General features: G+C 72.9%; 17 protein-coding genes. 9 read left to right on the top strand and 8 right to left on the bottom strand.

The window, feature by feature from the left end; genetic code table 11:
• Window positions 1–16 precede the first annotated feature (16 nt).
• The 3 genes from ACERZO_RS02300 to ACERZO_RS02290 are packed head-to-tail and all read left to right on the top strand — an operon-like array spanning window position 17 to window position 2,003.
• The gene (locus ACERZO_RS02300) at window positions 17–604 is read left to right on the top strand and encodes a TetR/AcrR family transcriptional regulator (protein ID WP_372660868.1); all 588 of its coding nucleotides are present in this window, start codon (window positions 17–19) and stop codon (window positions 602–604) included.
• Between the two features lie 29 nt (window positions 605–633).
• Window positions 634–1,431: an enoyl-CoA hydratase-related protein gene (locus tag ACERZO_RS02295; protein ID WP_372660865.1), complete on the top strand. Its 798-nt coding sequence runs from the start codon at window positions 634–636 to the stop codon at window positions 1,429–1,431.
• 59 nt (window positions 1,432–1,490) lie between these two features.
• Window positions 1,491–2,003, top strand: coding sequence for a dihydrofolate reductase family protein (locus tag ACERZO_RS02290; protein WP_372660862.1), 513 nt, complete (start codon window positions 1,491–1,493; stop codon window positions 2,001–2,003).
• Here the strand turns inward: ACERZO_RS02290 and ACERZO_RS02285 are convergent.
• Genes ACERZO_RS02285 through ACERZO_RS02275 form a run of 3 tightly spaced genes read right to left on the bottom strand, consistent with a single transcriptional unit; the run spans window position 2,000 to window position 5,063 of the window.
• Window positions 2,000–3,547 (bottom strand): acyl-CoA carboxylase subunit beta, encoded by a 1,548-nt coding sequence (locus ACERZO_RS02285; RefSeq protein ID WP_372660860.1) that lies wholly within the window; start codon window positions 3,545–3,547, stop codon window positions 2,000–2,002. The genes ACERZO_RS02290 and ACERZO_RS02285 overlap by 4 nt on opposite strands.
• On the bottom strand, window positions 3,544–4,314 hold the full coding sequence (locus tag ACERZO_RS02280; protein ID WP_372660857.1) for an SDR family NAD(P)-dependent oxidoreductase: 771 nt from the start codon (window positions 4,312–4,314) through the stop codon (window positions 3,544–3,546). The genes ACERZO_RS02285 and ACERZO_RS02280 overlap by 4 nt, the downstream gene beginning before the upstream one ends.
• Window positions 4,311–5,063: an SDR family oxidoreductase gene (locus ACERZO_RS02275; protein WP_372660854.1), complete on the bottom strand. Its 753-nt coding sequence runs from the start codon at window positions 5,061–5,063 to the stop codon at window positions 4,311–4,313. The genes ACERZO_RS02280 and ACERZO_RS02275 overlap by 4 nt, the downstream gene beginning before the upstream one ends.
• A 170-nt stretch (window positions 5,064–5,233) precedes the next feature.
• On the opposite strand from ACERZO_RS02275, the gene ACERZO_RS02270 reads away from it, so the two are divergent.
• On the top strand, window positions 5,234–6,364 hold the full coding sequence (locus ACERZO_RS02270; protein ID WP_372660851.1) for a serine hydrolase domain-containing protein: 1,131 nt from the start codon (window positions 5,234–5,236) through the stop codon (window positions 6,362–6,364).
• Between the two features lie 52 nt (window positions 6,365–6,416).
• Here the strand turns inward: ACERZO_RS02270 and ACERZO_RS02265 are convergent, their stop codons facing one another.
• Window positions 6,417–7,181, bottom strand: coding sequence for a S1 family peptidase (locus ACERZO_RS02265; RefSeq protein ID WP_372660848.1), 765 nt, complete (start codon window positions 7,179–7,181; stop codon window positions 6,417–6,419).
• 275 nt (window positions 7,182–7,456) lie between these two features.
• Here ACERZO_RS02265 and ACERZO_RS02260 point away from each other — a divergent pair, with 275 nt between their 5' ends.
• Complete coding sequence (locus ACERZO_RS02260) at window positions 7,457–7,855, top strand: transcriptional regulator (protein WP_372660845.1); 399 nt, start codon at window positions 7,457–7,459, stop codon at window positions 7,853–7,855.
• The gene (locus ACERZO_RS02255; RefSeq protein WP_372660842.1) at window positions 7,786–8,373 is read left to right on the top strand and encodes a hypothetical protein; all 588 of its coding nucleotides are present in this window, start codon (window positions 7,786–7,788) and stop codon (window positions 8,371–8,373) included. The genes ACERZO_RS02260 and ACERZO_RS02255 overlap by 70 nt, the downstream gene beginning before the upstream one ends.
• Window positions 8,374–8,379: 6 nt before the next feature.
• On the opposite strand, the gene ACERZO_RS02250 is transcribed toward ACERZO_RS02255, so the two are convergent.
• Together ACERZO_RS02250 and ACERZO_RS02245 are read right to left on the bottom strand one after the other, a co-directional pair.
• Complete coding sequence (locus ACERZO_RS02250) at window positions 8,380–9,153, bottom strand: alpha/beta fold hydrolase (protein ID WP_372660839.1); 774 nt, start codon at window positions 9,151–9,153, stop codon at window positions 8,380–8,382.
• 19 nt (window positions 9,154–9,172) lie between these two features.
• A complete protein-coding gene (locus tag ACERZO_RS02245; RefSeq protein WP_372660836.1) occupies window positions 9,173–9,625 on the bottom strand; it encodes a cupin domain-containing protein in 453 nt (150 codons plus the stop codon).
• Between the two features lie 130 nt (window positions 9,626–9,755).
• Here ACERZO_RS02245 and ACERZO_RS02240 point away from each other — a divergent pair, with 130 nt between their 5' ends.
• Entirely contained in the window at window positions 9,756–10,376 is a 621-nt protein-coding gene (locus ACERZO_RS02240; protein WP_372660833.1) for a TetR/AcrR family transcriptional regulator, read from the top strand.
• A 62-nt stretch (window positions 10,377–10,438) separates the two neighbouring features.
• Here the strand turns inward: ACERZO_RS02240 and ACERZO_RS02235 are convergent, their stop codons facing one another.
• Window positions 10,439–10,936: a MarR family winged helix-turn-helix transcriptional regulator gene (locus ACERZO_RS02235; protein ID WP_372660830.1), complete on the bottom strand. Its 498-nt coding sequence runs from the start codon at window positions 10,934–10,936 to the stop codon at window positions 10,439–10,441.
• Window positions 10,937–11,001: 65 nt separating this feature from the next.
• Here ACERZO_RS02235 and ACERZO_RS02230 point away from each other — a divergent pair, with 65 nt between their 5' ends.
• Complete coding sequence (locus ACERZO_RS02230) at window positions 11,002–11,844, top strand: helix-turn-helix domain-containing protein (protein ID WP_372660827.1); 843 nt, start codon at window positions 11,002–11,004, stop codon at window positions 11,842–11,844.
• Window positions 11,845–11,989: 145 nt separating this feature from the next.
• Window positions 11,990–12,925 carry an NADP-dependent oxidoreductase gene (locus ACERZO_RS02225; protein WP_372660824.1) on the top strand — a complete coding sequence of 312 codons (936 nt, stop codon included), beginning with the start codon at window positions 11,990–11,992 and terminating at the stop codon, window positions 12,923–12,925.
• On the opposite strand, the gene ACERZO_RS02220 is transcribed toward ACERZO_RS02225, so the two are convergent.
• Window positions 12,922–13,680, bottom strand: a complete 759-nt coding sequence (locus ACERZO_RS02220) for an SDR family oxidoreductase (protein WP_372660821.1) — start codon at window positions 13,678–13,680, stop codon at window positions 12,922–12,924. The genes ACERZO_RS02225 and ACERZO_RS02220 overlap by 4 nt on opposite strands.
• Window positions 13,681–13,743: the final 63 nt, after the last annotated feature.

Below are 13,743 nucleotides of genomic sequence, written 5' to 3'. Positions count from 1 at the left end.
AAGATACGATGGAGCGATGGCCGGGAAGAAGCAGTTCGATGTGGACGTCGTGCTCGACGCGGCGATGGCCCAGTTCTGGCGAGCCGGGTACGCCGACACGTCCCTCGACGACCTGTCCCGGGCGACCGGGCTGAACCGCAGCTCCATCTACTCCTCGCTCGGCGACAAGGAGTCGCTCTACCTGCGCTGCCTGGACCGTTATGCCACGCGCTACGGCGAGCGGTACGACCAGGCGCTTTCGGGCGCGTCCGAGGAGCCGCTGCGGGCGGTACGGGAGTTCTTCGACGTCACCCTGAAGCGGATCGCCGACCCGGACCTGCCGGACGGGTGCCTGATCGCCCAGACCGCGATGGCGACGCCGGTGCTGAGCCCGGCCATCGCCGCGCGCGCGACCGAGGCTCTCGGCTTTCAGCGTGCGCGGCTGCGGACCGCTTTGAAGGCCGTGAAGCCGGCCGACGACTTCGCCGTCCACCTCGCGGCGGTCAACCAGTCGCTGGCCGTGATGAGCCGGGCCGGGGCGAGCCCGGAGCAGCTCCGCGCGATCGTCGACGTCAGCCTGGACGCGCTTGCGCGGGCGCTGGGCAAGCGCCAAGCAACCGCTTAGTATGGTGGCCGGACCCGAGGAGGCAACCCATGTCCACTGTGGACGGAGTGCGGTACGCGGCGGACGGCCCGGTCGCCACGCTGACGTTCGACAAGCCCGACCGCAGCAACGCGATGGACGTGCCGATGCAGGCCCGCTACGGCGACCTCCTGCGGCAGGCGGACGCGGACCCCTCGGTACGGGCGGTGGTCGTCACGGGGGCGGGCAAGGCGTTCTGCCCCGGCGCCGACCTGGGGTTGCTCGACAACCTGGCCACCGCGCCCCCGGCAGCCGGCGGCGGGCACGAGAACTTCCGCGACGTCCTGGCGGCCTCGGCGGCCGGCGTCCCGGTGGTGGCGGCGATCAACGGCGGCTGCGCGGGCCTGGGGTTCGTGATCGCGTGCTCGGCGGACGTCCGTTTCGCCGCGGCGGGCGCGAAGTTCACCACGGCGTTCTCGCGCCGCGGGCTGATCGCGGAGTACGGGATCGCGAAGCTGCTGCCGTCGCTGGTGGGCGAGGGCCGGGCCCGTGACCTGCTGCTTTCCGGCCGGACGTTCACCGCGGAGCAGGCCGTGGACTACGGGTTGGTCCAGGAGGTGGTCCCGGCGGAGGAGCTGGGCCTGCGCGCCCACGCGTACGCGACCGAGCTGGCGACCTACAGCGCGCCGCGCTCGATGGCGGTGATGAAGGCGCAGTTCGCCCGGGAGGCGTTGCTGCCGCTGGAGGAGGCCGCCCGCGAGGCGACGGCGCTGATGATCGAGTCGTTCGGGCGTCCCGAGCTGGCCGAAGGCCTGGCCAGCTGGAACGAACGGCGGGCGCCGGAGTTCCCGCCTCACCCCGGCCGATGAGTTTTCCGGCCCGCGCCCGTCAGTACCGGAGTCCGTGAACACCGGCTCAGGGAGACACCATGGCAAAACTGCTCTACGGCTTCAGCTGCTCGCTCGACGGCTTCATCGCCGGCCCCGGCGGGGACATGTCCTGGCTGACGCCCTACCTCGGGCCCGATCCCGTCGTCGACGAGCTGATCCCCGAAATCGGTGCCCTCCTCGTCGGGCGGCGGACCTACGGGGGCGATGACCCCCACCGCGGTACCGAAGGCGAGGGCAAGGCCTTCGGCGGCGGCTGGGACGGCCCGCAGTTCGTGCTCACCCACCGGCCCGCTCCCCCGGCGCCCGGCGTCACCTTCGTCGGCGATCTCGCCGAGGCCGTCGAGCGGGCGAAAGAAGCCGCCGGGGACAAGTACGTCAACGTCCTCGGTGCCGACGTCGCCCGGCAGTGCCTCGACGCCGGGCTGCTCGACGAGATCCTCGCGATGCCCGTCCCCGTGCTGCTCGGCGACGGCGTCCGGATGTTCGACCGGCCCGGCGGGAAGCCCGTGGCGCTCGAAGTCGTCAAGCCCAACTGGTACCGGGTCATCTAGGGCCGCATGCCGAACGACGGGCGGCCCACCAGCTTCGGCAAGACAGCGTAAGCGTCCGGGACCCAGTCGCACAGCCGCGCGCGGGTTTCGCGCGGGTCGATCACGTCCTCCACCGAAAACCGCTCCGCCGTGCGGAACGGCGAGCGCACCGCGTCCAGGCGGGTGCGGATCTCCTCGATCCGCGCCGCCCGGTCGCCGGCCGCGTCGAGTTCCGCTCGGTAGGCCGCCTCGATGCCGCCCTCGACCGGCAGCGATCCCCAGTCGCCCGAGGGCCACGCCCAGCGGCGGACCAGGCGGTGCCGGTTGACCTGGCCCGCGCCGCCCACGCCGAACACGCGGCGGACGATCACCTCCGCCATCGGCACCCGTGCCTGGTAGACCGCGGTCACCGCGCGGGCGCCGTGCCGGATCGCGCCCGCGCGTTCGGCCGCCGCGCCGATCACCATGCCCGCCTGGTCGGTCAGCGACACCAGCGGCAGGTGGAACGTCTCGCACAGGTCGACCAGCCGCGTCATGACGTCGGCGCCTTCGGGCGTCAGCGTCGCGCCGCGGTACGGGTCCGTGGCCAGCACGCCGACCGGGTGCCCGTTCAACCGCGCCAACCCCGCGTACGCCGAGCCGCCCGACACGGCGTAGTCGAACACCGAACCCGAGTCGAAGACGCCCTCCAGCAACGGCCGCAGCCGGTACGGGTGGCGGCGGTTGCGCGGCACGAGCGACAGCAGCGCTTCGTCACGCCGACTTGCCGGGTCCGAAGTGGACCCGACCGGCGGCAGGGCGTCCACAGAGGACGGCAGGTACGACAGGAACTGTTTCGCCACCGCGAAAGCCTCGGCCTCGGCCGCCACGATCCGGTCGACCGCGCCGCTGCGCCGGTGGACGTCGGCGCCGCCCAGCTCCTCCTTGGTGAGGTCCTCCCCCGTCGCGTGCTTGACGACCGGCGGCCCGGCGACGAACAGCTGCCCGGCGCCCTCGACCAGGATGTTCAGGTGCGACATCACCGCCCGCGCGGCGCCGAGCCCGGCGACCGGGCCCAGGCAGAGCGCGACCACCGGCACGGTCGACAGGTTGTCCACCACGAGGTCCCAGCCGGGGTTCACCGGGACGTAGGTGAACCCGTGCTGCTCCAGCATCTTGACGCTGCCACCGCCCCCGGTGCCTTCGATCAGCCGCACCAGGGGCAGGCCCAGCTCGTTCGCCAGCCGCTCGGCGTAGACCTGCTTCTCCATGATCGCCGCGTCGGCGGCGCCGCCGCGGACCGTGAAGTCGTCGCCGCCGATCGCGACGCGCCGGCCGTCGAGCCGGGCGGTGCCGATGACGAAGTTGGCCGGGGTGAACGCCTCCAGTGATTCGTCCACATAGGACGCCGTGCCGGCGAGCGCCCCGATTTCGTCGAAGCTGCCGGGGTCGGCCAGTGCCGCGATCCGCTCCCGGACCGTCGACCGCCCGGCGGCGTGCTGGCGGGCGACCTTCTCCGGCCCGCCCATGCGCTCGGCCAGCTCGCGCCGCCGCGCGATCTCGTCGACCTCCGGCTGCCAGCTCATCCGGCGTCGACGGCCGCTTCGACCTTGCGCTGCAGCTTGTTCATCCCGCCGAGCCACCGGTCGGTCTGCGTGGCGCGCGCCGCGTAGTAGTCCGCGACCTCCGGGTGCGGCAGCACGAGGAACTGCTTCGACTCCATCGCCGCGAACAGCGCGTCCGCGACCTGTTCCGGCTCGATCGCCGACGCGCCCATCAGCAGCTGCCCGGCGGTGCCGGTGCTCTCCAGCATCGCCGTGCGCACACCCTGCGGGCAGATCGCCTGCACGGTGAGGCCGCGGTGCCGGTAGGTCGCCGACAGCCACTCGGCGAACGCGAGCGCGCCGTGCTTGGTCACCGAGTACGGCGCCGAGCCGAGGCTGGTCAGCAGGCCGGCCGCCGACACCGTCGCGATGAAGTGCCCCCGGCCGCGCTCGAGCCAGTTCGGCAGCAGCAGGTTGGCCGCGCGGACGTGCGCCATGACGTTGACGTCCCAGGTGCGCGCCCAGACCTCCTCGGGGCTTTCCGCGCCGCCGAAAGGCGCGATGCCCGCGTTGGCGCAGAAGACGTCGATCTCACCGAGCGTCCCGCGGGCGCTGTCGATCAGCTTCGCGACGCCTTCGGGGCTCGCGACGTCGCCCGCGAAGGCCGTGCCCTTGATTTCGGCGGCGATCTCGGCGGCCTTGTCGCCGTCGAGGTCGGCCACGACCACCTGAGCGCCGTCCGCGGCGAAGCGGCGGGCCAGCGCGGCGCCGATGCCCCCGCCGCCCCCGGTGACGACGACGCCGGTCACAGGCCACCGCCCAGGGTGACGCCGCCGTCGAGGACCATCGTCTGGCCGGTGATCCAGCCCGCGTCGTCGGACAGCAGGAACGCGACGGCGCCGGCGATGTCGGCCGGCACGCCCAGGCGCTTCATCGGGTAGGCCGCGGAGACCTCTTCCTCACGGCCTTCGTAGAGCGCGGTGGCGAACTTCGTCTTGACGACCGCGGGAGCGACGGCGTTGACCCGGATCTTCGGCCCGAGCTCCGCGCCGAGTTCGACGGTGAGCCGGATCAGCGCGGCCTTGCTGACGCCGTACATGCCGATGCCCGGCGACGCGCCGAGGCCGGCGACGGAAGCGACGTTGACGACCGCGCCGCCGTGCTCACCCATCCACGCGTCGCGGGCGCGCTTGGTCCAGCCGAGCGGCGCGAGCACGTTGACGCCGAGGATCTTCGCCGCGGCGGCCGGGTCGATGTCCAGGGTCGGGCCGTAGACGGGGTTGATGCCGGTGTTGTTGACCAGGTAGTCGAGCCGGCCGAACGTCTCGATCGTCTTCGCGACGGCCTCGCCCTGGTGCTCGGTGTCGTCGGCCTTGCCGGGCACGAACATGGCGACGTCGGGCCCGCCGAGGGAGTTGACGGCCTCTTCGAGGGCCTCGGGCTTGCGCGCGGTGATGCACACCTTGGCCCCGCGTTCGACGAGCGTCTTCGCGATCCCGAGGCCGATGCCCCGGCTGGCCCCGGTGACGATCGCGACGCGATCCTTGAACGAGTTCACGGCAGTGTGTCTCCTTCGCGGTGTGGTACCCGGCACATGCTAAGCGGTCGGTCAGGTGCCCATTATGCGCGCCCGCGCCATCCTCTCAAGCCGACGCGCGTCACACCGGCGGCCGCGCCCGCCGCTCCGCTCTTGCCCCTGACATCGGTGTCAGGTTTTAGCGTACGACCATGACCGAAGTGCACGGAACTCACGATCCCCGCTTCGCCCCCGTCCGCGACGCGCTGCGGCGGAACCTCGCCGCCGGCGAGGAGCTCGGCGCGTCCCTCGTCGTCGACCTCGACGGCGAGCTCGTCGTCGACCTCTGGGGCGGCTTCCACGACGAAGCACGCACCACGCCGTGGGACCGGGACACCATCACCAACGTCTGGTCGACCACCAAGACCGTCGTCAGCCTCGCGGCCCTGGTGCTCGCCGACCGCGGCGTCCTCGACCTCCACGCGCCGGTCGCCCGGTACTGGCCCGAGTTCGCCGAAAACGGCAAGGAGGACGTCGAAGTCCGGCACCTGCTGTCGCACACGTCCGGGGTGTCCGGCCTGGAGCAGCCCGCCGTGGTCGCGGACCTCTACGACTGGGACAAGACGACGGCCCGGCTCGCCGCGCAGGCGCCGTGGTGGGCGCCGGGCACCGCCTCGGGCTACCACGCCACGAACTTCGGCCACCTGGCCGGCGAGGTGATCCGGCGGGTCAGCGGCAAGACCGTCAAGGACTTCGTCGCCGAGGAGCTCGCCGGCCCGCTGGAGGCCGACTTCCGGATCGGCGCCGCGGAAGCGGACCGGCCGCGGATCGCGCCGGTCGTGCCGCCTCCGCCCGCGCAGTTCGACCCCGAGCCCGGCAGCGTCATGGCCAAGACCCTGGGCGGCCCGGCGGTCGACGCGGCCGTCGCCAACACCCCGGCGTGGCGCCGCGCGGACCTCGGGGCGGTGAACGGCCACGGCAACGCCCGCTCGGTCGCCCGGCTGCTCTCGGCCCTCGCCCTCGGCGGCACGGTCGACGGCGTCCGCCTGCTCGGTCCGGACACGATCGACCTCGTCTTCGCCGAGCAGGCGAACGGGATCGACCTCGGCCTGGGGATCCCGCTGCGCTGGGGCATCGGCTACGCGCTCCCCCGGCCCGACGCGGTGCCGTGGATCCGGGACGGCCGCGTCTGCTTCTGGGGCGGCTGGGGCGGTTCGGTGATCATCATGGACCTCGACCGGCGCCTGACGATCTCGTACGTGATGAACAAGATGGCGCCCGGCGTCATCGGCTCCGACCGCAGCACGACCTACGTGGACGCGGTCTACGCCGCGCTCGGCTGAGGTGGGTGCGGGTCGCCGGCCGGTCGGGGCACGGCCGGCGACCCGGGTCTCGTCAGACGCCGCTGACCTGGCGGATCCAGCTCCGGCCGGCGGCGACGCTGCCGTAGGTGGTGGTGCTGGACCGGTCGCTGGTCGAGCAGACGCCCACCTGCACGCCGTCGTCGAGCATCGGGCCGCCGGAGTCACCGCCGGCCACCGCGCCGTACGGGGTGTCCGCCGAGATCGCCGGCCCGCCGAAGTAGTCATCGGCGTTCGTGTCGGAGATCCGCACCGACGCCTTCTTCAGCACGCTCGACTGGTGGCTGCCCTCGTCGGTGGACTGGGTCGCGCCCCAGCCGTAGACGGTGGCGCCGTCGCCTTCCTGCGCGTCCGACGAGCTCGACGCGAGCCGCGCGAACGTGCTGCCGCCGTTCGTGTTCAGCTTGATCAGGGCGAGGTCGCCGCCGGAGTACACGTAGGTCGACGACGCTTTCGCGTGCACGCCACCGAAAGCGCTGTTCGACCCGACGTAGAGGTCGATGTCGGTCAGCCGCTGCCCGTTGTTGTCGTACATGCAGTGCTTCGCGGTCAGCACCCAGCGCGCGCCGATCAGCGTGCTGGTGCAGAAGAACGTGTAACCGTTGGCGTGGCCGTTGAAGCGGGTGATGTAGCCGGGGTTCTGGGCGGTGCTGCCGCCGATGATCGACGGCTGGGCGTCGGGCGAAAGCGGCGCGACGGGCGTGGCGGCCGACGCGGGGGCGGCGAGCGTGGCGAGGGCCGCGGCCGAACCGGCCAGCAGGGCGGCGGCGCGGGCGAACCGGCGGGATGACTCACGCATGGGGACTCCTCGGAGGGGACCGGTGGGGACTCACCGAACGTAAGCGCGCGGTGCGCCCGCGGTAACCGTCCGAAGATCCGAGCCGATCAACGGAACAAGACAGTCCCTTCGACGGGTTGCCCCGCGCGCGGCCGACGTTCGTCGGGTGACAGCGGTGATCCGCGGCTGCTAAACCGAAGGCGGTCCGGCGCCACCGTCACCGGACGCCCGCACCGGCCGCGCGTGATCCGCCCGTCCCGGAATCCCTTGCCCCGCACCGACGCCGAGGATCACCGATGCCGTTGTTCGCGGCGGACTTCGCCGAGCGGGAACTGGCGCGCGCGCTCGCCGACGGCCCGTTCAGCCGTGCGCTTTCCCTGGCCATCGACCGCAGTGGACTCGGGCTCGCGCGCCTGCGCGACCGGCTGGCGGGCGCGGGCGTCCCGGTCAGCACGACGACGCTCAGCTACTGGCGCACCGGCCGGACCCGGCCCGAGCGGCCGGATTCGCTGCGGGCGGTGGCGGTGCTGGAGGACGTCCTCGGCGTGCCCGCGCGGGCGCTGACCGAGCTGCTGGCCCGCCCCGGCCACCCGGGCGCGCCGGACCCGGTGCGGTGGGAGCGCTTGTGGGTGCCCGCAACGGGGTTCTCCCGGCGCTGCGGTCGTTCGACGCGGCCGAGGAGACGTCCTTGGTGACGGTCAGCCTGCACGAGGAACTGCACGTCGGCGCCGACCGGTCGCTGACCCGGCTGCGGGTGCGCGAAGTCGTCCGCTCGGCGGAGGAACCGGTGCAGGCCAAGGTGGTGGTGCTGCGCGGCTGCGTGCCCGGCCACCCGCCCCGGCTGGTGTCGACGCGCTACTGCCGTCCGGTCCGCACCGAGGTGCTGCCGGAGCCGGGGTTCGTGCTCAGCGAACTGGTGCCGAGCCGATCGCTGGCGGTCGGCGAGACGGCGATCCTCGAGTACGAATTCGCTTACACGGACGGGGTTCCGGACACGAGCTACGACCGCCGGTTCCGCCACCCGGTGGCCGCGCACCTGCTGGAGGTCCACTTCGCGGAGCTACCGGAGAAGTGCGAGAGCTACCGGCTGGAGTCACCGGGTGGGCCGGAGCGGGACGTGACGGGGGTGCCGCTGTCCCCCGCGGCACCGGCGCACGTCTTCACCAGCGGCGGCGGACCGGGTATCCGGGGCCTGCGGTGGAGCTGGCCGTGACCCCGCTCAGGCGTCCTTCGCGAACTCCGTGACGAGTTCCTGCAGCTTCCCGGGCGTCTCCAATTGCGGCAGGTGCCCGGCCTCCTCGATCAGCACGAACTTGGCATCGGGCAAGGCGTCACTGTAGGCCTTTCCGTGCTCCGGCGGCACAATCCGGTCCGCGGCGCCCCACACCACCAGCGCCGGCGTCGCCGCGGCCGGCAGCCGGCCCAGCAGCGTCGGGTCGGCCATCGACGTGCCGCCGTACACCTGCAGGGCCGCGCGGTTGCCGGCCATCGCCGCCTGGCGCTCGGGCGGCAGCTTCGCGGGGTCGATGCGGAACGCGTCCGGGTTCGCGTAGCTCAGCTCGGCGACCTGGTCCATCGTGAGGCTGAAGAAGTCCGCGATCGGCGCCTGCGGGAGGTCCAGGCCGGCGGCGTCGACCAGCACCACGCCGTCGACCCGCGGCGATCCGAGCAGGGCCAGCTCGGCGGTGATCCACCCGCCGATGGAATTGCCGACCACCGTGACGCCGGTCAGGTCGAGCTCGGTCAGCAGCGCGGAATAGAGCCGGGCCAGCCCGGCGATCGTCGTCAGCGGTTCGGGGCGCGGGGTGCCTTCGAAGCCGGGGTGGACCGGCACGAGCACCCGGAAGCCGTCCGCGGCGAGGCGCTCGGCGAAGCCGGTCACCGACTGCGGGCCCGCGCCGCCGTGCAGCAGGAGGAGCGGGCGGCCGGTGCCGTACGCGCTGTAGGTGACGTCGATCGGGCCTTCGAGGTCGACGCGCTGGGTGTTCGTCATGGGACTTCTCCTGGGGTCGTCAGTCGGTGGCGGGCTCGGTGGCGTAGGCCCGCATGACCTCGGTAAGCGCTTCCGGGGTGGGCCGGCCGCCGCCGGCGATCATGGCGCGCAGGTCCCGGAAGTAGTTGACGTACAGGTCCGGGGTGAAGGTGTTGAGCATGACCGCGGGTTCGTCGCCGTGGTTCGCGAAGGTGTGCGGGGCTCCCGGCGGGACCATCACGAGCGTGCCCGGCGTCGCGTGGTGCTCCTGCGTGCCGACGGTGAAGGTCACCCGGCCCGACACGACGTAGAAGCCTTCGTCGTGCTGGGCGTGGCGGTGCTGCGGCGGCCCGTCGGTGTGCGGGGCGACGACGATCTCCGCCATGCCGAGCCGGTGCTCGGTGGTGCTGCCGTCTTCCAGGATCCGCACCACGGTCGTGCCGATGCCGATCGACTCGCCGTCCTCCGGTCCGACGACCGCTACGTCCGCCATGCCGCGCTCCTTGGTCGAGGTTGCCGGACCAACCTACTTACGAGAGTCAGCTCGCGCAAGTACACTCTCACGAATGCGACTGGCGGCCTGGGAGAGAATCGGACGCGGAGACCGGACGAACAGGAGCGGGATGCCCACGACGAGCAAGCGCGAACGGGTCAGCCGGGCGGACCAGAAGGCGCGGACCCGCGCCGCGATCGTCGACGCGTGCCGCACGCTGATCGCGTCCGGCCGGATGCTGACCATGCCCGAGGTCGCCGAGCTGGCCGGCGTCTCGGAAGCGACCGCGTACCGCCACTTTTCGGAGATCGTGGAGCTGATCAACGCCGCGCTGGTGGGCATGTGGCCGGCTCCCGCCGAAGCGCTCGAGCCGGTCGCGGGCAGCACGGACCCGGCGGACCGGCTGGAGTTCGCCACGGAGGTGCTGCTGCGACGGGTGGTCGCCTACCAGGGGTCGGTCCGCGCGGTCATCGCGGCGACGGTGGTCAACCCCCCGCGCGCACAGGCCCGGCCCGGCTTCCGGTTCGGGCTCATCGACGAGGCCCTCGACCCGGTCCTCCCGGCGGCCGGCCCGGCCGCCGCCCGGAGGCTGGCCCAGCTCAAGCAGGACCTCGCGGCTGTGGTCAGCGCCGACGCGTTCTTCTCACTGACCGACCTTTGCGGGTTGGACACGGAAGCGGCGATCGCGAGCCTTCAGCGCACGGCGCGGACGCTGGTGACGGCCGCACTGCCGGAACTCACGGCCGGCTGACCCACGAGCGGGTCGCTGCCGGAGCGGCGAGAGCTACGGCAGGGTCGCACCGCCGGCCGCCCTCAGCGCGCGCGGCGCCGCGGAGCTGCCGACCGCGGCGGCGTCGCCCGCATGTGGTCGCGCACCGGGGCCAGCAACGCCGCCAAGTTCTCGACGTCCTCGCGCGACAGCGGCTCGAACAGCAACCCGCTCACCACCTCGACGTGTCCCGGCAGCACCGCCGCCAGCCGCTCGCGGCCGGCCGCCGTGATCGTCACCGTGATGCCGCGCTCGTCGTCCGGCGACGGGGCTCGCTCCACCAGACCCGCCTTCTCGAGCAGCCCCGCCTGGTACGTCAAGCCGCTGCGGCTGTAGACGACGCCGTCGGCCAGGTCCGTCATGCGGTGGCTGCCCGACGGCGAGTCCCCGAGCCGGGCCAGCAGCTGGAACTGGACGTAGCTCAGCTCGCCGGCCTCGCGCAGCTGCTGCTCGACCGCGTGCCGCAGCAGGCTCGTCACCTCGATCAGGTCGAAGTACGCGCCCAGCTGCACGGGGTCGAGCGACGGTGGTGCGTCAGCCATGACCGGAGTCTACTGCTTCGAATTCGAAGGGCCCACGTGAGCGCGAACCCGGGCAAACTGGCGCCATGTCGCTGTCCGAACTCGGCGCCGCCGTCCGCCGGCTCCGCGAGCACACCGAACCGGCCGGCGAACGGACCCGGCGGCGGGTTCGCGGCCTGCGCCGGGAAGAGCTCGCCGAACTGGCCGGGGTGTCCGCGGACTACGTCCGGCGGCTGGAGCAGGGACGCCGCCACCCGTCGGCCGGCGTGGTGACCGCGATCGCGCGCGCGTTGCGGATCAGCCGGGCGGACTACGAACGGCTCTGCGCCCTCGCCGGGTACGCCCCGGTGGACGGCCGGGTGCCGCGCGAAGCCGGCCCGGCGGCGATGCGGCTGCTGGAGCGGTTCGGCGACACCCCCGCGTTCCTGACCGACGCCGCGTGGAACGCCATCGCGGTCAACGGCGCCTGGCTGGCGCTCGGCGGCGCGACGGCAACCGGCTCCCGGGACTGGAACGTCGCGTGGCGCACGTTCTGCGACCCGCGAAGGGAAATCGCCCGGACCGACGAGCACCAGGCGGGGTTCCGGGCCGCGCTCGCCGCCCGGCTGCGGGACACCTCCCTGCGCTACCCCACCGACGCGGCGCTCGCCGAGCTCGTCGACGAGCTGCGGAGCACCAGCCGCGCGTTCGACACCCTGTGGCGCAGCCCGGGAACCGTGGACGCCTTCGAGAACCGGGCCGTGTTCCGCACTCCGGACGGCGAGGACATCGCCCTCGACGGCAGCCTGCTCGGGGTGCCCGGGGACGACCTGATGGCGGTGGTCCTCACCGCGGCACCGGGCTCGGCCGACGCGGCCCGCCTCGGCGAGGTCGTCCGCGCCTCCGCCGGGCCGGCCGTGCTCAGGGTGGGCCAAACCGGCCCAGGCTGACCGGGCCCGCGACCACGATCCTGGGACCCGAGTGGATCAAGGGATCCCCCGAAGGTGACCGGCCTCACTTGCTTCGAATTCGAAGCAGCAGTACCGTGCCTGTAGTTGCTTCGAATTCGAAGCTCTTCCCGAAAGCGAGAGTCCGATGAAGGCAGTGCGTTTCCACGACTACGGCGACCCCGAGGTCCTGCGCCACGAGGACGTCGAGGTGCCCGTCCCCGCCGCCGGGCAGGTCCGCGTCCGCGTCGCCGCGACGTCGTTCAACTCCGTCGACGGCAACATCCGCGGCGGCTTCATGCGCGGCCCGATCCCGGTCGAGCTGCCGCACACCCCCGGCCTCGACGTCGCCGGCACGATCGACGCCCTGGGCGACGGCGTCGACGGCCTCGCCGTCGGCGACCCGGTCGTCGGCTTCCTCCCGATGGACAAGCCCGGCGCCGCCGCGGAGTACGTCCTCGCGCCGGCGGACGTCCTGACCGCCGCGCCGAAGGACATTCCCCTGGCGGACGCCGCCGCGTTTCCGCTGGTGGCGCTGACCGCCTACCAGGCGCTGTTCGACCACGGCAAGCTGACCGCCGGCCAGCGGGTGCTGATCAACGGCGCCGGCGGCGCGGTCGGCGGCTACGCCGTCCAGCTGGCCAAGGAGGCCGGGGCCCACGTCATCGCGACGGCCAGCCCGCGCAGCGCCGACGCGGTCAAGTCCGCCGGCGCCGACGAGGTCGTCGACCACACCGCCACCGGCGTGACCGCCGCGGTGACCGAGCCGGTCGACGTCGCGCTCAACCTCGCGCCGGTCGACCCGGCGGAGCTGGCCGCGCTGGTCACCCTGGTCAAGCCGGGCGGGGTCCTGGTGAACACGACGGTGTGGATGCCCGCGCCGTCCGACGAGGACCGTGGCGTGCGTGGCGTCGACCTGTTCGTCCGCAGCGACGCCGGGCAGCTGGCCAAGCTGGTGGCGCTGGTCGACTCCGGCGAACTGCGCGTCGACGTCGCCGAGCGGGTGCCGCTGGCCGAGCTGGCGGCCCTGCACGCCCGCGCCGCCGAGGGCGCGGTGCACGGCAAGGTCGTCGTGACGGTCTAGTGCGGGTCGGTGCCGTTGAGGGTCGCGACGACCTGGTCGTAGTCGCCGCGGGCCTCGCCGTAGCGGAGGAACTTGACCCGCTCGACCTGGATCTCCCGGGCGTCCGGCCGGGTCTCGAGGATGCCCATGACCTCGGCGACGAACTCGCCGAGCGGCTGAGCGTGCGCGTTCTCGGCCTGGCCGGGCAGCAGGTCGGTCTGCACCGACGGCGGCACCAGCTCGACGACCTTCACCGAAGTGTCGGCGAGCTGCAGCCGCAGTGATTCGCTCAGCAGGTGGATCGCGGCCTTCGACGCGTTGTAGCTCGGGGTCACCTTCAGCGGGGCGAACGCCAGGCCCGAGGAGACCGTCATGATCGTGGCGTCGGGCCGGGTCTGCAGGTGCTCGACGAACGCGGCGATCAGCCGGATCGGGCCGAGGACGTTGGTCGTCACGACGTCCTCGGCGGAGGAGAGGAACGTCTCGGGCCGGTGCCAGTCCTCGACGCGCATGACGCCGGCCATGGTCACGAGCACGTTCAGCTCGGGGTAGCGGGCGAGCACCTCCTTCGCCGCGGCCTCGATGCTCGCGGGGTCGGTGGTGTCGATCCGGACGGTGCCGAGGCCGGGGTGCTCGGCGGCGATCTTCTCCAGCAGCTCGGTGCGGCGCCCGCCGACGACCACGGTGTTGCCCCGGTCCTCGAGGGCGAGCGCGAGGGCCAGGCCGATGCCGCTGGTGGCGCCGGGGATGAAGAGGGTGTTTCCGGTGATGTCCATGCCCCGACTTTCGCCCGGCCCGGCGGGCGGCGGCAGAGAGCACTCATCGGGGGATCGGCGATC

The sequence above is a fragment of the Amycolatopsis kentuckyensis genome (assembly GCF_041679295.1).
GTDB lineage: Bacteria > Actinomycetota > Actinomycetes > Mycobacteriales > Pseudonocardiaceae > Amycolatopsis > Amycolatopsis kentuckyensis_A.
Note: the sequence above shows the minus strand (reverse complement) of the source record. Positions and strands in the feature narration are given on the sequence as shown.